This window comes from Desertibacillus haloalkaliphilus, from assembly GCF_019039105.1.
GTDB lineage: Bacteria > Bacillota > Bacilli > Bacillales > KJ1-10-99 > Desertibacillus > Desertibacillus haloalkaliphilus.
Map to the genome: position 1 here is coordinate 157,346 of NZ_JAHPIV010000004.1, position 18,771 is coordinate 176,116.

General features: G+C 37.0%; 17 protein-coding genes, 3 pseudogenes and 1 other annotated feature. Of the genes and pseudogenes, 5 read left to right on the top strand and 15 right to left on the bottom strand.

The annotated features are described in order from the left end of the window. Nucleotides 1–201: 201 nt before the first annotated feature. The 8 genes and pseudogenes from KH400_RS06045 to KH400_RS06085 all read right to left on the bottom strand — a co-directional run bounded on the left by KH400_RS06045 (nucleotide 202) and on the right by KH400_RS06085 (nucleotide 9,980). Nucleotides 202–888 (bottom strand): Dph6-related ATP pyrophosphatase, encoded by a 687-nt coding sequence (locus tag KH400_RS06045; protein WP_217222922.1) that lies wholly within the window; start codon nucleotides 886–888, stop codon nucleotides 202–204. 213 nt (nucleotides 889–1,101) lie between these two features. Beyond that, nucleotides 1,102–1,809 (bottom strand): purine-nucleoside phosphorylase, encoded by a 708-nt coding sequence (gene deoD / locus KH400_RS06050; protein ID WP_217222924.1) that lies wholly within the window; start codon nucleotides 1,807–1,809, stop codon nucleotides 1,102–1,104. Nucleotides 1,810–1,986: 177 nt separating this feature from the next. Then, nucleotides 1,987–2,645: pseudogene (locus tag KH400_RS06060) on the bottom strand (CocE/NonD family hydrolase). Beyond that, nucleotides 2,603–3,010, bottom strand: a complete 408-nt coding sequence (locus tag KH400_RS06065) for an NAD(P)/FAD-dependent oxidoreductase (protein WP_217222931.1) — start codon at nucleotides 3,008–3,010, stop codon at nucleotides 2,603–2,605. The pseudogene KH400_RS06060 and the gene KH400_RS06065 overlap by 43 nt, the downstream one beginning before the upstream one ends. Nucleotides 3,011–3,787: 777 nt before the next feature. After that, on the bottom strand, nucleotides 3,788–5,785 hold the full coding sequence (locus KH400_RS06070; protein WP_217222933.1) for an acetoacetate--CoA ligase: 1,998 nt from the start codon (nucleotides 5,783–5,785) through the stop codon (nucleotides 3,788–3,790). 130 nt (nucleotides 5,786–5,915) lie between these two features. Beyond that, entirely contained in the window at nucleotides 5,916–7,268 is a 1,353-nt protein-coding gene (locus KH400_RS06075; RefSeq protein ID WP_217222936.1) for a short-chain fatty acid transporter, read from the bottom strand. A 289-nt stretch (nucleotides 7,269–7,557) separates the two neighbouring features. Then, nucleotides 7,558–7,872 carry a hypothetical protein gene (locus tag KH400_RS06080; protein ID WP_217222938.1) on the bottom strand — a complete coding sequence of 105 codons (315 nt, stop codon included), beginning with the start codon at nucleotides 7,870–7,872 and terminating at the stop codon, nucleotides 7,558–7,560. Between the two features lie 404 nt (nucleotides 7,873–8,276). Continuing rightward, nucleotides 8,277–9,980, bottom strand: coding sequence for a 2-isopropylmalate synthase (locus KH400_RS06085; protein WP_217222940.1), 1,704 nt, complete (start codon nucleotides 9,978–9,980; stop codon nucleotides 8,277–8,279). Between the two features lie 60 nt (nucleotides 9,981–10,040). Next, nucleotides 10,041–10,284, bottom strand: a binding site (T-box leader). A gap of 794 nt (nucleotides 10,285–11,078) precedes the next feature. On the opposite strand from KH400_RS06085, the pseudogene KH400_RS06090 reads away from it, so the two are divergent. Both KH400_RS06090 and KH400_RS06095 read left to right on the top strand, forming a co-directional pair. Then, a pseudogene (locus KH400_RS06090) lies at nucleotides 11,079–11,432 on the top strand (RNA-guided endonuclease InsQ/TnpB family protein); the annotation flags it as partial. A gap of 43 nt (nucleotides 11,433–11,475) precedes the next feature. After that, the gene (locus KH400_RS06095) at nucleotides 11,476–11,712 is read left to right on the top strand and encodes a hypothetical protein (RefSeq protein ID WP_217222942.1); all 237 of its coding nucleotides are present in this window, start codon (nucleotides 11,476–11,478) and stop codon (nucleotides 11,710–11,712) included. A gap of 404 nt (nucleotides 11,713–12,116) precedes the next feature. Here the strand turns inward: KH400_RS06095 and KH400_RS06100 are convergent, their stop codons facing one another. Both KH400_RS06100 and KH400_RS06105 read right to left on the bottom strand, forming a co-directional pair. Continuing rightward, entirely contained in the window at nucleotides 12,117–12,743 is a 627-nt protein-coding gene (locus KH400_RS06100; RefSeq protein ID WP_217222944.1) for a hypothetical protein, read from the bottom strand. A gap of 46 nt (nucleotides 12,744–12,789) precedes the next feature. Next, nucleotides 12,790–12,993, bottom strand: a pseudogene (locus KH400_RS06105) (hotdog family protein); the annotation flags it as partial. A 419-nt stretch (nucleotides 12,994–13,412) separates the two neighbouring features. On the opposite strand from KH400_RS06105, the gene KH400_RS06110 reads away from it, so the two are divergent. Then, nucleotides 13,413–14,537: an NADH:flavin oxidoreductase gene (locus KH400_RS06110; RefSeq protein ID WP_281418650.1), complete on the top strand. Its 1,125-nt coding sequence runs from the start codon at nucleotides 13,413–13,415 to the stop codon at nucleotides 14,535–14,537. A gap of 152 nt (nucleotides 14,538–14,689) precedes the next feature. Here KH400_RS06110 and KH400_RS06115 read toward each other — a convergent pair whose 3' ends face one another. From KH400_RS06115 to KH400_RS26960, 4 genes are all read right to left on the bottom strand, one after another. Further along, nucleotides 14,690–15,310 carry an NAD(P)-dependent oxidoreductase gene (locus KH400_RS06115; protein WP_217222946.1) on the bottom strand — a complete coding sequence of 207 codons (621 nt, stop codon included), beginning with the start codon at nucleotides 15,308–15,310 and terminating at the stop codon, nucleotides 14,690–14,692. A 577-nt stretch (nucleotides 15,311–15,887) separates the two neighbouring features. After that, nucleotides 15,888–16,262, bottom strand: a complete 375-nt coding sequence (locus KH400_RS06120) for a hypothetical protein (RefSeq protein ID WP_217222948.1) — start codon at nucleotides 16,260–16,262, stop codon at nucleotides 15,888–15,890. A gap of 38 nt (nucleotides 16,263–16,300) precedes the next feature. After that, entirely contained in the window at nucleotides 16,301–16,687 is a 387-nt protein-coding gene (locus KH400_RS06125; protein WP_217222950.1) for a DUF3895 domain-containing protein, read from the bottom strand. Between the two features lie 52 nt (nucleotides 16,688–16,739). After that, complete coding sequence (locus KH400_RS26960; protein ID WP_217222952.1) at nucleotides 16,740–16,871, bottom strand: EamA family transporter; 132 nt, start codon at nucleotides 16,869–16,871, stop codon at nucleotides 16,740–16,742. Nucleotides 16,872–17,587: 716 nt separating this feature from the next. On the opposite strand from KH400_RS26960, the gene KH400_RS06135 reads away from it, so the two are divergent. Beyond that, nucleotides 17,588–17,965 (top strand): PaaI family thioesterase, encoded by a 378-nt coding sequence (locus KH400_RS06135; RefSeq protein ID WP_217222954.1) that lies wholly within the window; start codon nucleotides 17,588–17,590, stop codon nucleotides 17,963–17,965. A 235-nt stretch (nucleotides 17,966–18,200) separates the two neighbouring features. Then, nucleotides 18,201–18,359, top strand: coding sequence for a hypothetical protein (locus KH400_RS06140; RefSeq protein WP_217222956.1), 159 nt, complete (start codon nucleotides 18,201–18,203; stop codon nucleotides 18,357–18,359). Nucleotides 18,360–18,413: 54 nt separating this feature from the next. On the opposite strand, the gene KH400_RS06145 is transcribed toward KH400_RS06140, so the two are convergent. After that, nucleotides 18,414–18,593: a hypothetical protein gene (locus tag KH400_RS06145; RefSeq protein ID WP_217222958.1), complete on the bottom strand. Its 180-nt coding sequence runs from the start codon at nucleotides 18,591–18,593 to the stop codon at nucleotides 18,414–18,416. Nucleotides 18,594–18,771: the final 178 nt, after the last annotated feature.

Genomic DNA, 18,771 nt, shown 5'->3' on the forward strand with positions numbered 1-18,771 from the left:
TTTGGAATAAAATCATTTTTGTATTTATTTACAGTTATAAGTATAAGTGATAATATACTTCCCTCTCCCTGAAAGAGCCAAGCTATGCGAAATTCCTCATTTTCATCAATCAGTAGTTCGTTTCCTTAAACTTTGACAAATAAACTTATCAACTCTAAACCGACGAAAATAATAAAGCTATGAAGTATGTAAATAAGACGATCATTTATCTACTAATTCGCACGATTGAATATCTAAAGACCATAATCCAGAATTCATAACAACACTAGATTTAGTGATATCAATTTTTTTCTTAAAAATTGGTCCATCTAAAACAAAGGTATGATATTCCCCATATTCCCCCATAACGCAACAATCTGTCTGATGGATCTCATCATAGAAGTTCCAATCAAGATATTTACCAGCCCAAGAACGGTCAAAAAACTTTGTGGAGGCACGACAAACAACAGAATTAAAACCTAGTGATACAAATTCATGCAATAGTTTAGAAGTTTGTTTTTTCGAAATCCATATAGGAAACAAAGGCTCAATTCCTGACTTTAATGCAATTTGTTCATTCCACCTTCTATCTTCGTTTGAGTATAAACTTCCAAATACAATAGCTTCTACACCTGATTGCTTTTTTAATAGAGACAAAGACCTTTGTAGTGACGACTCATAATCCTCTGCTGAATCGACTAAGACTAAAGGTAATCCCAATGCATCAGCCTGTAGTTTTAATACCTCTAATTGTATACCATGTGCGTGATTTCTAGCATCTTTTTCTGAAACCATTGATAATAAACAACTTACCTCGTGATTTTCTTTTAGTACGCGATATAATGCGAGACAGCTATCTTTCCCTCCACTCCAGCAGATAGCTACCTTTTTTCTTGTATTCTTTTTCAAAAAAACCACAACCTTTCCCTCAGACCTTTTATGTCAATAGTCGTTTCTTTATAATATATAAAAGATGTACCCCTAGGACTCAAATTGTAAAACAGCTACAATATCCTAGCTCGCGAAAACTAAAAATAAAAACAGGTCTGCTCCACAAGTGGCTGTGACTTGACTTTTGAAGCAGACCCGCTTTTTCATTTTGCACATTCTATAGACATGACCCTAACCTTCAATAATCGTATCTAATGCAATGTTCATCATCTCTTTAAATGTCGTTTGTCTTTCTTCAGAAGAAGTAAGTTCTCCAGTAATGAGATGGTCACTAACTGTTAAAATCGATAGTGCTTGCGCATTATAACGAGCAGCTAGTGTATAAAGAGCTGCTGTTTCCATTTCAACAGCAAGCGAACCGTGTTTACGAAGTGTAGGAACAAAATTTTCATTTGAATCGTAAAATAAATCACTCGTAAACACGTTTCCAACGTGTACATTTTTACCTGTTTGTAACACGACATCATGAGCTTTTTTCAAAAGATCAAAATTTGCTGTCGGGGCAAAATCTAATCCATGAAACGTGTTCTTATTTGTACTCGAATCTGTAGATGCACTCATCGCAAGGATAACGTCTCTCACTTTCACATCATCCTGAAACGCTCCACACGTACCTACTCTAATCAGTTTTTTTACATCATACTCATTGATCAGTTCATGAGCGTAAATTGAAATCGAAGGAACCCCCATCCCTGTTCCTTGCACAGAGACTTTTTCACCTTTATACGTTCCAGTAAAGCCATACATCCCTCGTACATCATTATACTTAACTGGATTTTCTAGGAAGTTCTCCGCAATAAACTGGGCACGCAATGGGTCCCCAGGTAGTAAAATCTTATCCGCTATATCACCTTTATTTGCACCAATATGAATACTCATTTCAACACTCCATTTACTAAATTATTATTCCTATAGGTAGTATATGGTTATTAGTATCCAAAAAACAAGAATTTATAAGCATTTCGAATTTAAATTTTAAATTGTAGTTAATAATTTAAGACCACTATCATATAGTGGCCCAAGGTTATTTTCATTATTATGAAATTTCCCGTTATTCTATCTCTTTGGAACAACAGATAATGTAATTGAACTTGGATATGTCGGATGATGAAAGATTGTTTGTACAGCTGTTTGAGACTTTGATGAAGTAAGGCTGTCTTCTCCAGTATTTAAATTACGATCCCAACGAGGAAAATTACTGCTAGATACCTCGACTCGAATACGGTGGCTGCTTTGAAAGTCACCGCAGTAGCCCACATATCTATCGTATATTTATATACTCGATCAGGTTCAATGAAGCTTGATTCTGTCGGTTTAAACACTCCCGCTTGAGGATAGCTTTCTCTCGCACTTGCTCTGATAATACCATCTGTAATATTAACGGCCTTTCCATCGGGATGTACATCAACCAAGCGCACGACAAAATCAGTATCTAGGGGCGAAGAAGCCGCGTACAGAGTTGCAGATACATTTCCAATCACGGTATAATCTTGCTCTAATGTATATGAAGTATAACAAAGAATGTCAGAGCGTTCTTCCAATTGAGATTGATTAACCGCTCCTCCCTTTATTTTTGCAGGTAATAGAAGTGGACCACCTTTTGTCGGGACTGGTTGTTCGGGGTCATATAGATATTTATCGTGTTGTTCTTCTGTCGTTGGTGTTTCCCAATTTAGATGTCCGTCCCCAAACCTTGATTTAAATGATTCGTCCATACTTCTTCAGCTTCAGGAGTCGCTTCAATTTCTCCGATCCCGTTTGTTTCGAGATACTTTATACATTCAAAAATCCATTCCGATAATACCTCACCGACTCGTTTCCCTCTAAAATCTACTTTTTCGTGTGGCCAACGGCTCGTATGATATTGTTCACCTGCGAAATTTTCTAGACCTTTAATGTCAGGGGTATGAGGAGCAGCTAAACTACCAAGTGCTGGTATGAAGTATTTTGCTAACGCAAGATCGCCATCCTCGGTAACGATTCGCCACCTACAAATTTTCTCGTCATACTCTGCAGAAGTAACTCTAGTATTCAGCTGGAGATCTTTGCGGAGGACAAGCTTATCTGTTACGTAATTCAAATAGTTAAGAATTTTCCGTTTGTTCAGGGTACAAAGAGGACCATATCCAATCCTTATAAAGCTCTTCTGAAAAAGTATAGCAATAGAATTGACTAGGAGTGTCACAATAGCACCAGGGTAGCGATTCCAATACCATGTACCACCAACGCTACTACCTGCCTCATATAAGAGTATGTGTCATAATTAATTTTTTCCTCTCCAAATTAGCAAGTCTTGTAACAAATAGGGGGCACAACCCAAACTATTGTAAATATGTACACTCTCATATGAAGGATGCGCTTACACCCTCAGGCGAAGACGTATTAACTGTACACCAAAAGGCATGAATTCTAATCCTTTTAGTAGTACAACTATACATGTATCGTCTCTGCTAATATCATGACTACAAGACTTTCCCTCTACGATCTCCCGGTTAAAACTACAAACACCCTCAAAATCATTAATAGATTACTAAATTTTCAAAAAATTTCCATTATAAGAATACAGCGCAGATACCGACTGGTCAATATTTTTTTAAAGCAAAAAACTACAACAAAAGTTTACGTCCAAAATTTAAACTATACACTCGATGCAGTGAGGTTTTATAGGATTTCGAACTCGATAGCTATGTTAAAATCTCCTTTAACATTAGCCAATAACAATGGCCATTGGCTTAAACCTCCTATAACCATTCGTTAATTTTTCCTAGTTGGAGTACTAAAAACAAGGATGCAAACCGACCTACAATTTGCATCCTTATTCTCTATACATGCATGACTATGCATTGTATAGACTCTATTAAAATAATTTCCCTTTATTCTCCATTTGTAAGCGAGCAGCTAATTCTTTAAAATATGGTAATGACTCAGGGTTACTTACGGAATCTACATTGATGACTTTATCCATGTCTAATCCAAGCAACAACTTCCGAATTGGAACTTCCATCTTTTTACCATTCAACGTCTTTGGTATTTGCTCCACTTGATGGACCTCATCTGGTATGAATCTAGGGGAAACATTCATTCTTACTTGTTGTTTTATTTTTGCAACTAATTCCTGATCCAGTTTTGTGTCATCTTTTAACACAACAAACAGCATCAAACAAGACTGACGATCAAGTACTTCCATATCAATAGCTATGCTTTCCATCACTTCTTCAATTCCTTCGACAACTCGATAGATATCACTCGTTCCCGTTCGGACACCCGATCGGTTTATCGTAGAATCAGAGCGTCCATAAATGATACAGCTTCCCTTCTCATCAAATTTAATCCAATCACCATGTTTCCAAACCCCTGGATACGTATCAAAATAACTCTCAAAATATCGTTTGTTACCATGATCACCCCAGAAATATAATGGCATTGATGGCATCGGCTTAGTGATCACCATTTCTCCAACTTCATTTACTAATGCATTTCCCTGCTCATCAAATGCTTCGACATGCACGCCTAGACCGCGACCTTGGATCTCTCCTACAACGACTGGTTCTGTCCCCACCCCTCCAACAAAGGCTGCGAAAACATCCGTTCCTCCACTAATTGACGCTAGCCAGATGTCTTCCTTTACACTCTCATATACCCATTTAAACCCATCCTCTGATAAAGGGGCTCCAGTCGAATATAGTGCTTTTAATTTAGATAGATCATATTTTTCATTAGGTTTAATACCAAGCTTGAGCGAGTTGTGTATAAATGGTGCACTTGTACCAAAGAATGTCATCCCAATATCCTCTGCGAATTCCCAAAGTGTATCTGCACTTGGATATGTAGGATTTCCATCATATAGTACAATCGATGATCCAGCTACTAAACTAGAAACAAGCAGATTCCACATCACCCAGCCAGTCGTTGTAAACCAAAAAACTTTATCGTCTGAATAAAGGTCCTGTTGAATGATTGTTGATTTAAGTGCCTCTACCAACACTCCACCGTGTCCTTGAACAATTGGCTTTGGCATTCCAGTTGTTCCTGATGAATAAAGAATCCACAACGGGTGATCAAAAGGTACATGTTCAAACGTGAGTGGAACATTTTCTTTGCTGATCTGTTCCCAAGGGATTGTTTTGTCTCCCGTGCTAACTTGAGAGTTCTCATTCATATTTGGAACAACGATCGTATGTTGTAAACTATCAAGCTCTTCTTGGAGTTCATTGACTACTGAACGCTTATCATAAACTTTACCGTTATAATAGTATCCATCAATGGCAAACAAAACAACAGGCTCGATTTGCTTAAAGCGATCAACAACACTATTCGTCCCGAAATCTGGAGAACAGCTGGACCAAATAGCTCCAATACTTGCAGTTGCCAAAAAGGCAATGACAGTTTCAGGGATGTTTGGCATATACGCCGCAACACGATCCCCACGTTTGACACCGAGCTGTCTTAATTGATGGGCAACTGATGCCACTTTTTCCTCTAATTCTTTCCAACTTAACTCTTTGCTGCGAATGTGTTCAGAACGAAAATAAATCGCTGTTTTATCTTCTTGATATTTTGTAAAAATATTTTCAGCATAGTTTAGTCTTGCACCTTCAAACCATGTTGCTCCTGGCATCTTTCTATCCGATAGCACGTTCTGAAAGTTACTTTCAGCTTTCACACCACAATAGTCCCATATCGACTCCCAAAATTCCTCTAATTCATCAACGGACCATTTCCATAAATCAGTATACTTACTAAAAGTAAGCCCCTTGGTTTCCTGTAACCAATTCATGTAGCTAGTCATAGTAGAATTGTCAATTCTTTGTTGAGATGGTGTCCAAATAACCTCTCTGCTTGAAAAACCTCCCATAAAATCAACTCCTTATTAAACCATATTTCCGCTTTATAGTTCCACAAATATACTATTACGAAAATTCAGTATATTATGACCCGACTTCTTGAACAAAGAATGTGTATATGTTCTCTAAAAAATCATTTTTTTAGAGGAAAATTGGAATGAATGTAACCCCGATTGCTGCTACGATAAATAATAACACCATCGAAACTAGACAGTATCCCCATATGTCTTTTAGTGATAACCCAGCTAGACCAAGTGCAGGCAAGACAAAAAATGGTTGGAGCAGGTTAGTTAATAAATCCCCGATCGTTACTGAATTGATCGCCACACTAACCGGAATCCCCATTTGCTGTACGGCTTCTACCATAATTGGACCTTGAATTTGCCATTGTCCCCCAGCGGAAGGTACAAAAATATTGACAAATCCAGCTGCGATTAAGCTTAAGACCGGATACGTAAATTCATTTGAGATACTAACAAACCATTGTGCAATTACTGTAATTAAGCCTGCCCCTGCCATCATTCCCATAATCCCAGCATAAAAAGGGAATTGAAGGAGTATTCCTGAAGCAGAAGGCATTCCTCCTGTAATCGCTTTAATATAGCTTTGTGGTGATCCATGAAGAGCTAAACCTAATATAATAAACATAAAATTTAAAATATTTAAATCTAAATTAAATCCATTTTGACTAAAGTAAATAACAATCCAAGTCATACCCATGAGCACAATGAGGTAATTAAGTATCTTACTATTGTCGAGCCTTGTTGCTACCGTTCTTTCTGGTTCAGGTTTGTTTTCATGTTGTACCTCAACGGATGATGCTATTTCATCTGTTGCAAAATGAGCAAAGGGCCGAACATCATGCGGTTTCGGAGCCATTTTTCGATACGCCCAAATCGTGACAACGACAGACACTAAGGCAACCCCTAGTAATACTGGACTAAAAATCGTTTCCGTTAATGGAACTAGGCCAATCTGTTCTTCAAGGGAGTGCCCCGGTGTGTTCACAAGCAATGGTGCCGTAACTGTAATGCTGGCAGGTAATATCGCAATCGTTCCCGTATAAGCGGCAGCAACTAAAATACGATAATCTGCTGTTTGGACATTTCGGGCCACTTCCATTGCAAATAAAGTCCCAAGAACGAATCCGAGTCCCCAGCTAATATAACCAGCAATCGCAGCTACAGTGATCGTCATCGTGATCGCAGATAGTTGATTTTTTGGTTTCTTAGCTATATTAGTCATCCACTTTTTAATTAGAGGAGCCTGTGTAAGAGCATACCCTGTAATTAAGATCAGAATCATTTGTGTCGTGAAAGCAAGAAAGTCCCAGAAGCCACCGTACCAAAATTCGATCATCGTAAGTAGTGACTCACCTCCGACGACCATCCCAAAAATGAGCGTAACAAAAGTCAAGATAATAGCAAAAATAAAAGCATTCGGTAAAAACTTTTCAACCGCAACATTAAATCTTTGTGATATCGCTCTCAACATAAAATTCCCCCTTTCGCGAGTCAGAACACACTTACGATAAGTGATAAAGTATAGAAAATAGCTCTTTATCCCTTCCTTTCGTACTGGTAGATCCTATAATCTTTCAGTACGAAACATATTATATTAAATATTCTAAATTGTCAATAAATTATATGTGTACATATATCGCACTCCTATTTATACGATCACTCGCACTTAAATAGCATGGGCAACATTTCAACAATCCTAGGATTTGTACCCCCTTAAAAGATTCCTAGCCCATAAAAAAAAGCACCTAATTGGTGCTCACTCATTTAACTTTCATTTCTATTTCAGCTAATAATAAATCAATCTTTGCATTCCTCATGCCTTTTGCAAGCTTCATACTTTCAAACTGCTGTTCCGCTAGATCCAATGCATCTTCTAAAGGCTTCACATTTTCCTCGTAATACCTTGTTCGCTCCTCGCCCCTATCCATTGAATCTAAAGCTTGTTCAGCTATAGAGTACGAAGTTTTGGCTATCGTTACCTTCTCGGCTTCTTTATTCACTTCTTCTGTATTTTTAACTTTCTCAGATTCTAGTTCCTTTTTCCAAGTCATGATTTCTTCTGTCACTTTATCCATATTGAATCACCCCAACTGTCATTTCGACAAAAAAGGGCAGTTCCCTGCCACAACCATTGAACTCATTTTATTCTTATTAAAACGAATATTGTTGGTTTTCCTTTAAGCATTTGCTTTGACGGCTGATATCTAAGAAGGTCATACAACGAATTGAAATAAGCTAGGGGAAATATTTAAAACAATATTGCTTCCTTCATCAAGGTACAACTAGATTGCAAGACAAAAATCGTCTTCATCCATCATAGGTTAGTGTTGGAAAAAGGCTTTTAGAAACATTCACAAGAGAAAGCACAGCTACAATGGAAAATAGCTGTGCCTCATCACCTGTGGTTCGCTGAGGGTGAGTATTCTTTCATTTTTCAGATCCAAGTTAATAACCTTGTTCTGATCCCCTTTATTTCCACTTATTTATTTGACTCGATCAGTTGGCTTTCAACAGAAAGCTCTAAGCTAGATACCATCTTGTTAACGGCACTAAACAGAGCTTTTATCGACGAGGTCATAATGTCAGTGTCTATGCCACATCCCCAATATACATCGCCATTTTTTGCGGTAATTCCTACATAAGAAACAGCGTTTGAACCTGAGCCTATTTCAAGTGCATGTTGCTTATAGACCAAATCCGTATAGTCGAGCCCTAGTTTGGTTTGCAGGGCATTACTGATAGCATCAAGTTTCCCATTTCCCTCACCAGAAAATTCGTGTTCATCATGATTGACGCGGATCGATACAGTCATTTCATAATGATCATTTTTCGTGTAATTGTAACGGATAAATTCCACAGGTGTATTAACATTTACATATTCGTTAATGAAAATGTCATAGATCTCATTCGGCAGAAGCTCCTTGTGCTCGTGATCTGAAACATTTTTCACACTATATCCAAAACTTTCACGCATTTCAGCCGGTAGGTCAATTCCATAATTTTGCTGGAGAATATAACCGATTCCCCCCTTGCCGGACTGACTGTTAATGCGGATGATATCTCCTTCATATTCCCTACCAATATCAATAGGATCAATTAATAAGTAAGGTACTGTCCAATGCTCCGGTTCTTTTTCCTCGTGCCATTTCATACCTTTTGCAATGGCATCTTGGTGAGAGCCTGAAAATGCAGTAAAGACGAGTTCACCACCATATGGATGTCTTTCGTGAACCTTCATTCTTGTCAATTTTTCATATTTAGCCATAATGCTAGGGATATCTTCAAAATTCAGCTGTGGATCTACCCCATGTGAATACATGTTTAAAGCAAGCGTAACGATGTCAACATTCCCTGTTCGTTCGCCATTACCGAACAATGTTCCTTCCACTCTCTGTGCTCCCGCAAGCATTCCTAGCTCGGCATCTGCAACCCCAGTACCTCTGTCATTATGGGGATGTACTGATAGAATGACATTATCTCGGTACCTCAGGTTATCGCTCATATACTCAATTTGGCTTGCGTAAACGTGGGGCATAGACATTGATACAGTGGCTGGTAGGTTAATAATAACCTTGCCATCATCTGTCGGCTTCCAAATTTCAAGTACCTTATTACAAATCTCAAGTGCAAACTCGATTTCTGTCCCAGTAAAACTTTCCGGAGAATATTGAAATTTGAAATTCCCTTCGGTTTCAGCAGCATATTTGTTAAGCATTTTTGCTCCAGTGACAGCAATATCGATAATTTCTTCCTTAGACTTTCTAAATACTTGCTCACGCTGGGCAACAGAAGTGGAGTTATATAGATGTACCACTGCACTGTTCGCACCTTGTAACGCTTCAAATGTTTTTTTAATAATATGCTCTCTTGACTGTGTTAAAACTTGAATAGTCACATCATCAGGAATCAAATTCTCTTCAATTAATGTGCGTAAGAAAGCAAATTCAGTCTCCGAAGCTGCTGGGAAACCAACTTCAATCTCCTTAAAGCCTATTTCGACAAGCAACTGGAAATATTCTAACTTTTCCTCTAGGCTCATCGGGACGACCAATGCTTGATTCCCATCACGAAGATCCACACTACACCAGGTAGGAGCTTCCGTAATATACTCCTTTTCTGTCCATTTCAAGCTTTGTACTGGAGGCATAAAGTAAACTCTGGAATATTTATCGTGATTTTTCATTTTGACTCCCACCTTTTAATTGTTAGTTTAGTAAAATAAAAAAGCTCCGGCTCTATAAAATATAGAGACGAAGCATTGCTCGCGGTACCACTCTAATTGATTAATCATAACGATATTAATCCACTCATTTTCGATGGCCATCACCATCTATCTTGATAACGGTAGAAAACCGACGTCCCCTACTGAATATGTTCAGGGAGTAGCTCTTGGATGAGTTCAAAGGTTATAACTACCGATTCGCACCAGCCATCGGCTCTCTGACAAGCTTATAAGTCCTTTTACTATTTCCAATCTTTGCTTACATATTATTAAATTAAATATTATGATATATCGATAAACTTAAGTTGTCAACACTATATTTACCGAAAGTAAAGATTATTATGAATTTACAATACGTCAAAGTCGTTTGAATGGAGTCAAACGATTTTTTTCGGACGTGCCAAACCGTTTTGATTTAAAATTATCATACAAGTTGCTAATTGTAACCATTCGCTTATAATTGGAATAAATATACGGGAGCTGGTGTTCGTGAAGTTATCTCTAAAACTACTAATTGTTTTTTCTTTATTTATTGTATCTAGTTGTTCTCCGTTCGGTAAAGACAGATACTTTCAATATTTATTTTCCCCTTTACATGATGATGGAGCAGACATTGAGTTATTATTATTATGCGGTTATTCTGGTGAAAACCCACCGAGTGAAGAAATTGCAAATACAATAACTATTAATCAAACAGCTTATTCATCGTCAAAATGTAAAGTAATGTATTGAATGTGATACCTATTTCGTCTATTAGTGATCCCTTCATATCGTCTAAATCATCTAATAAAATCCGTAAAAACTCTATTTCTTTATGATCAAGTTGTTCACTTACATACCATTGATCACACTATAATAATAGCTTTACTATTTTTTCAATAGTTGTCCCTGCTGACGACTATTCCGATAAGGGTCTATCGTTTCAGCCAAGAGGACTCCTTCCTCAAAAATTCGGTGGAATTTTAGGTGGGAGGTGAAATGGCGTTTTTTTACTAGGAATTTTATAACTTTATTGATAATATAACCATATAAGAACCTATGTTTGGAGGTGGCAGCAAAATGGCAAACTACAAAACCATGCAAATTTGGGTCAAAAAAGGGCATCGTATGTACTCGTATTTTAATGAAATGTGCTCAAATTCTAAGAATTTATTTAACACGACAAATTTTTATATCCGCCAAGTTTTCACAGGTTTAACTCAAGAAAAAGAGTTGCAGCCACCACAACAAGAAGTTTTAGAAAACATTCAAAAGCATGTTCCAAAAATCAATGACAATCAACTTTTGATTTATCAAAAGAAAAAAGATAAAGAACAGGCGAAACCTATTGAAAAACGAAAGCAAATCAAATGTAACTTATTTGAAGAACCCTCAAAAGAGAATCCTTATGTTGATTACAACTTTTTGGAGTCTCACCTCCCCTATCGTCAATACAAACATACTTTTCATTGTCGTTATGTCAGTATTCGTTTACGATGAGCGTCTTGGGTTATTTGAATATACAGGGATTCTACTTATTATCGTAGCCATTAGTATTCTCCCCCTAGACCCGAAGGAAAAGCTAAGTATTCCGAATAGAATCTGGTACGTCTATGCCCTAGTAGCAACCATTTTGTTTTTCTTTCGAAACGGTGGACTGAAGGTAACAGAGGAAATGGCCCTGCCAAACACAACGATATTGTTGGTCGGTTAATTCGTTGAAACAGTGTGGTCTGTCTATGCCTATGTTGCATCAAACGATAACAAAAAGGTGGAGCCGTCCACTCAATTTAAAGGTTTTGCCTTTGGACTTATCACTGGACTGTTTTCTTATGGCGGCATGCAACTATACGCGGTGGCATTGTTTTGTTGCGGATTGGATGAGAGGCACTGTACTCGAGAAACAGGGAAAAGTCAGTTATGATGATATAAATCATCAATTACATTATGTAATTTACATGTAGAAAGTAAACAATAAGTGAACAGAGGCTGGGACATAAAGGTTACCTTTTGTCCCACCCCTTAAGCAATGAGCGTAACCGCTGTAGGTGAGTGAAGCCACTGCCAATATTTTAACTAGTTATTTTCTGCCCCCCCCTTAACTATTCTCCACTTCAATTAAAACTTTTCTAGCAAGTCTAATAGATCTTCTGTTTGATTCTTCACTTCATTCGTTAACTGCTTAATCTCATTTAAGTTATGTTCATCCGTCATTTGATATGGATAAGTATAAATATGATAAAGGGAAAGATCCCTATTTGTAACGGTTTTATTTATTCCACCAATACTAAAATAATTAGTGTTAATTTCTTTTAATAAAGTCAGCACTTCCTCATGGTACTCTTTCGAATCCTGATTTAAAAAATTTGGTAATTCATGAGTTGTACGTACAAGATTATCATCAACTTCTATTAACGATTGAACTACCTCTTCCCCATAATACTGTTCAAGATAACTGTAGACCTCTCGATCCAACTGTTCATACAGGTTATACCTTTCTCTCCCAATGTTAAATCCTTTAACTAATGCTGAAGCTTCTTTATAGTTCCCATCTTGAAGGTAAGGGACCATTGTTTTGATGAGTTGACCATTACCATAAAGTTTTTCCGTCCATAGATAATATTCATTTTCCCATTCATGCTCACGATCTCCATTATCCTGAAAACTTGTTTGATCATGTTCTGATTGACACGAGATAAGAAGTAACGATATAACAACAAAAAATGCGACTTTTATTATTCCCATACTTCGTCTCCTTTGTCAGCTATTTGTTGAAGATCGTATACGAACGTTATAGTATGACACCAGAAAAATCACCTTTTAGCACTTCTTTTTCAAATTGGTTATTACAAGAAAAGGACGCAACAATAGCTGTCCTGTTTTTGTCATCTTCTTCGTATGTTTCAATTTTAACCTCACAAATGATTTTATCCCCCGTATACACAGGTCTTAAAAACGCAAAATTCATACTCCGAGCCATTACGTTATGATCTCCCCTTTAGCTGTACGCCCTCATTATAATCTGAATTTTAAAGTAATTACAAGCAACCTTTAGCTATCTTGAGTAGTTCTTGAGCTGTGTCCTCGATAAGACTTTATTACCTCCTTTTTGAGCTTTTCTCTCTCTAAACGAATCATAAGAATCTCCCCCTCTTTCATTTTGTTTATCTATTAGACAGTTTTAATGAACATTTGTCTTAAATAAAAAACGAGGAGAAACAAAGTTATTTGCAAAACTATTTCCTTGAGTTGCTCTAAAAGAGATATTTCATTAACGGGGAATCACCTCGCAAATTGATACACATGTCCATATGGCGAAATTTAAAAAGTTAGGACTTATTGGTTTATATTTATCTAGTAAAATTGTAGAATAAAGGAAGTGACAAATACAATTATTGGAAGGGAGTGCTCACCTTGGATCAAAAGTGCGTAGGTTATACTTTGTTTGAATCTGTACCGTTTGGAAAGGAAATGTTAACAAGTCGGCTAGTGATGGCCCCAATGACAAGAATTTTTTCACCAGGAGGAGTCCCAGGGGAAAATGTTTCTCAATATTACCGCAAACGCGCAGAGAATGGTATTGGACTTATCATAACAGAAGGGACAGCCATCAACCACCCAGCGGCTGTACATAGCCCTGATATTCCTCGTTTTTATGGAGAGGACGCCTTAAATGGCTGGTCCAATGTAGTTCGGGAAGTCCACGAAGCAGGTGGCAAAATTATTCCGCAATTATGGCATGTAGGTGCAGCAAGAAAAGCAGGCAGTGAACCAAATATTGAAGCACCACCTATCAGTCCGTCTGGATATACTTTAAAAGGCAAAAGAAATGAAAAAATTAAGGCTTTAACGAAAGAAGAAGTAGCTGAAATGGTTAATGCATATGCCGAAGCTGCAGCAAATGCAAAGCGTATCGGTTTTGACGGAATTGAATTGCATGGAGCGCATGGATACTTAATTGATCAATTTTTTTGGGAAGTAACGAACAAGCGTAATGATGAGTATGGTGGAGATCTAGGGGAGCGAACAAAATTTGCTACAGACATCGTTCGTGCATGCCGGAAAGCTGTAGGGTCGGACTTTCCGATTGTTTTCCGGTTTTCCCAATGGAAAGGGACGGATTATGAAGCGAAGTTAGCTCATAATTCTAATGAGCTTGCCCAATTACTTACCCCGCTGGTTGAAGCTGGCGTAGATATTTTCCACTGCTCTACAAGACGAATATGGGAACCTGAATTTAAAGATGAAGACCCAACCTTAAACTTAGCCGGCTGGACGAAACGAATTACGAAAAAGCCAACGATTGCGGTCGGTTCCGTTGGTATTAACCGCGCATATTTGAGCAACCAGGATAATGCGCAGGTAACCATTGAAGAAAATCTAAAAATTGTCGATGAAAAAATCAAAGCCGGCGAATTTGACTATGTGGCCGTCGGCCGTGCACTGCTAGCTGATCCAGAATGGGCTGCCAAACTCAAAGATGGTCAACTTGATCAAGTGACGCATTATACGAAGGAAGCAGAGAGAAATTTGATTTAATTACTTATAATTCCTTGTGATTTTAGACTCTAATTTCTATTTTAAACATGCCTGAAAGGAGTGCTTTAGTTGAAGAATTGGGATGGTTTCCGCATCTCACTTTTTTCAACAAATGGCTTAATCCAATATAAAAGTACTATAAGAGAATATTATTAGTAGGCGATACCTACACGTGATTTTATATAATCGCTTGATTTTATCTGGCTAAATGTAAATTCTGCTGTATCCTGTACGGAAATTTCAATTCCATCCACAGGCAATAAATCACGCTCCTCCCGGTATTCGCCTAAGCCTTCTCCATCCGGTAAATACGTAGGACAGACAATAGTCCAGTCAAGTGTGGATTGTTTGAGCATGTCGTATACTTTATGATGTTCTTTCGCAGTACGGGTTGACTTACGCTTTGATTCACTTGATTGATAACGTAGTAAATCGGGAGTTGTTCTACTTTGTAGGATACCTGCGGTGCCTATAGTGATAATTCGTTTTATACCTTCATTTTCCATTGCTTCGATAATTAGTGGCATGCTTACTGATAGAGTGGTTGTCCCATCAGTATTTAGTGCACTAATAACTACATCAATCCCATGCATTGCTCGTACAATATCATCTTTATTTAAAACATTCCCTTGAATAATGGTTAAATTTCCATTATTTATTTGAATCTTCTCTGGAGTGCGAACTAATACAGTAACATGATGTCTGTCATGAAGGGCATAAGTTACTATTTGACCTCCAACTCGTCCAGTTGCACCTAAAATTAAAATATTCATAAGAATGAGCCTCCTCTTGCATATACAATATTTTACTATAAAAGTTATTTTATACAGTATCAATAAGAAAATGTTGATATGATGCACCTTTTATCTCTGTTTACATGTACCATAGATAAGTAATTAAGGAGGTATATAATAAAGTATTAAAGTAAAAAAATAATCAAAAACTAGAAGATACTTAAAAGTTGGAACAATGTACACATTGTTCCAACTTTTACTTTGTAGCTTCAGAAATCATAAGACTCCCCATGTCTATATAGATTCACTACCGTAATAGTCTAGATCTTTTTCTATGTAATAACGCTTCACGATTTCTTCTTTCCCATTTAGATAATTCGTGTGCGCTATATTCCTAGCTCTGTACCCTTCTTCTGAGGCATCCTCACCATCCATCATTCGTTCAAAATTCTTTTCAACCTCATCAAGGATTGGATGTGCCCATTTTAAGTCGTCAATGATAAACTCAATATGTTTCTTTTCGATTTCGTTAGCTCATCTTTTCTTGTTTAGCTTTGCAGCTAATCGAGATTTATCTTTTAATGTTTTCTTTACCATTGTCATACACCCCTAACCTTTATAATTTCTCATAAAGGGAAACTGCCAGACTACGGATCATGCTTTCATTAATCGGATCCCCTTCATCGATAACAATCGCATGCCGTTGTTCGTTTTCGATGATACGCATAATATCATTGCCTGTTTGCAGTTGGCGAGCAACATCTTTTGTGACGGTGATGAAATGGATCGTATTACTTTCATGCTCAATGATTACGATAAAGGCAATTTTTTTATCCGTTTGTTTGTCGGTGACCTGCACCGTTCCGACATCCTTATCAAATTCATGGTACTCGATAGCCAATTCCTGCTGATCCTCTAGCTTTTCGATGTGGGACTTGATCGATTTTTCTACCTTTAAACCGTTCAGATTGGTTAAGTTTAAGTTTTTCACGTGAAAGCCCTCCCTAAAAATTAAATGCGATATTAGTATCAATGACCTTTCACTGAAAATTTAGCGTTAAAGATAATACTAGGTTTTGTACTTTCTTCAGTAAGTGGTATAAACGTTCCGTCCCCCACCTGATCAACATGCGTCATCTCAATTTCCTCAGATAAAAATTCTAAATAGATCATCAGCAATGGGTAAATACGTGGCGTTCCCTGGGAAAAAGTTTCACTGGGTGCCCCATGCTTATTGATAAGATTTTCACAAATTTCCTTTGCGTTTAATCCCTTATTGATACCATCAATGATTCGATCATGATAAACAGGACCGAAACTCCGTACCATCTTAGGTAATTGGCTTATCGCAGTGTCTTCCTGTGATACGTTTTCGTCATTGCGGACATGGTCTCCAAACAAACTTAACTGTTCCATCTTTTAACTCCTCCCTCGTATTACAACTATTCCTAATATATGACAAGTTGGCTTAAGTACTTAGAACCAATATACTCACTCCTAACAAAGCAAGCCAAAAACCACTAATCTGTAATTTGCTTAAACGTTCATTAATCAACAACCGAGCAAAAAGTACTGTAAAAAGTGGGGAGTGATCCCGCAAGTGCTACGATTAACATCTATCCAATGTTAACACCAAGTATATAAGTAATTGTAGCAAATGTTTGTAAGAAACCATTGCTAACAATAAATGCCCAGGTATTGTTTTCTACATTTTGCTCTTCTAGCTAGTAATAGTGATCCTACGACTAAAAATGAACTTTTCATTATAAAGAAAACCGTCCACATTCTTTCTGTACTACAGGGATATGAAGAAACACAAAGAAAAGGACTATCAGTATGCCTTCGAAAGTTGCTTGTGCCAACACTTTAGAATTGTTTTTGACGGTTGTTTGTTTAACAGAATCCTTAGGAAGAGTCAACAAACTATGACTTATTATATTTTAAAAGATATTGGAGTGATAGTACAGTTTTTGGGATCAAACGTAACTTCAATTAAACCTTATCTTATGGTCAGCAAATGAATCCACCCCAAGATCTACTTAATTTCGCATCATCTGTAATAGTTAGAAACTCCCTTGAGAAAGCTTAATGATGAGCTCAGCATCTCTTTTGGAGACTCCTTTAAACCGTTTTTCAGCCAGTTTTGAACGATATGAATACTGCTTCACGACAAAAAGGCTTATATATCGTGTATGATAGTCGGGCATGCTACTTTTAGCGCAAGAAAATCATTGCTTCAAACTTCAACTTAATTTTGATATATTTAAATAATACTTAATATTGTTAATAAAAAATAAATGACATAGGAGACTTGATATGGAACATGGTGTAAACCGTTTTAATGAGTACTTAGGTATTAAGGTAGATCATTTGGATAATAGTGGTTGTACCGCTTTTTTGGAGGTGAAAGAAGACTTATATAATAGTTTAGAGGGCGTTCTTCATGGTGGAGTAACATTTACACTTGCAGATGTTGCAATGGGACACGCAGCTTCACCACCAGAAAATGGAATACAACAGTGCGTAACTTCTGAACTTAAAATCAATTATTTATCTCCAGCAAAGGGTAGAAAGCTTATTGCCGAATCAAATGTTATTAAACGTGGAAGAAAACTAATTACGATGGAAGCTAAAATAAAAGATGAAGATGGTAAAATTGTAGCAGTTGCGTTAGGCACGTATGCAAGGATTTAATAAATTGTTTATGTAGACATTTTAACGTATATATATTTCATCAGGGACTTTAAAGGGTTAGCTTCAGGAAAATGCGGGTGTAAACGTTTAGCATTTAAAATTCGATTCCTTTAAGATGTTTCGTTATTTAGCAACTGAATTTTTAATCGACTTATTTAAGTAGAGTTCCTAGATGACGTTATTGTTGCATAGTTTTAGTTTAAAATGAAATAGTAGTAGTAACGGAGGTGATCGATTGGCAACTGATAAACATTCACAGAACAAAATAAAATATAGCCTTTGGGACACTCGAACAGATGAAAAACAAAAGAAAATGATTGAAAAATCACCATTAACGAACGATGTACCGATCCATTCATTCAAAAATCAAAATAATACAACAGAAACTGATTAAAGTAACCGCTATCAAGGTTGCTTTAATCAGTTTTAAACCTATAACTATTTATTTTTACCTTTCATCATTATTCGTGTCACTTTCGTTATCTGGACTTTCATTCATATATTCATTCAAATAAGAATTTTTAGTGGTTGCAAAATTGACAGATTGAAGGCTCATTTCACGATCGATACCATAAAGATCCTGATTTTGATGTTCATTCTTTTTTTCATCTACTTGTCGTTTGTCCATCTCTTCTCCTTTCTTTTTCCCTTGTATAATCACCCTTAGGATTACCCCAATGATTGGCGATCATTCAATCAACAATAGAACCTTGGTATTCTGTTCTTCCTAAATTTGATCTCTTGGCACATCATCACAGACCCAAACAAAGTTAAAATGATGGTTTTATAAAACCACATAAATAAGA

Coding starts and splice junctions, on each gene's coding strand:
- deoD (WP_217222924.1), bottom strand. CDS start 1,809: ATGAGTATTCATATTGGTGCAAATAAAGGTGATATAGCGGATAAGATT.
- KH400_RS06070 (WP_217222933.1), bottom strand. CDS start 5,785: ATGGGAGGTTTTTCAAGCAGAGAGGTTATTTGGACACCATCTCAACAA.
- KH400_RS06075 (WP_217222936.1), bottom strand. CDS start 7,268: ATGTTGAGAGCGATATCACAAAGATTTAATGTTGCGGTTGAAAAGTTT.
- KH400_RS06080 (WP_217222938.1), bottom strand. CDS start 7,872: ATGGATAAAGTGACAGAAGAAATCATGACTTGGAAAAAGGAACTAGAA.
- KH400_RS06085 (WP_217222940.1), bottom strand. CDS start 9,980: ATGAAAAATCACGATAAATATTCCAGAGTTTACTTTATGCCTCCAGTA.
- KH400_RS06095 (WP_217222942.1), top strand. CDS start 11,476: ATGTCAGTATTCGTTTACGATGAGCGTCTTGGGTTATTTGAATATACA.
- KH400_RS06100 (WP_217222944.1), bottom strand. CDS start 12,743: ATGGGAATAATAAAAGTCGCATTTTTTGTTGTTATATCGTTACTTCTT.
- KH400_RS06115 (WP_217222946.1), bottom strand. CDS start 15,310: ATGAATATTTTAATTTTAGGTGCAACTGGACGAGTTGGAGGTCAAATA.
- KH400_RS06125 (WP_217222950.1), bottom strand. CDS start 16,687: ATGGAACAGTTAAGTTTGTTTGGAGACCATGTCCGCAATGACGAAAAC.
- KH400_RS06135 (WP_217222954.1), top strand. CDS start 17,588: ATGGAACATGGTGTAAACCGTTTTAATGAGTACTTAGGTATTAAGGTA.
- KH400_RS06145 (WP_217222958.1), bottom strand. CDS start 18,593: ATGGACAAACGACAAGTAGATGAAAAAAAGAATGAACATCAAAATCAG.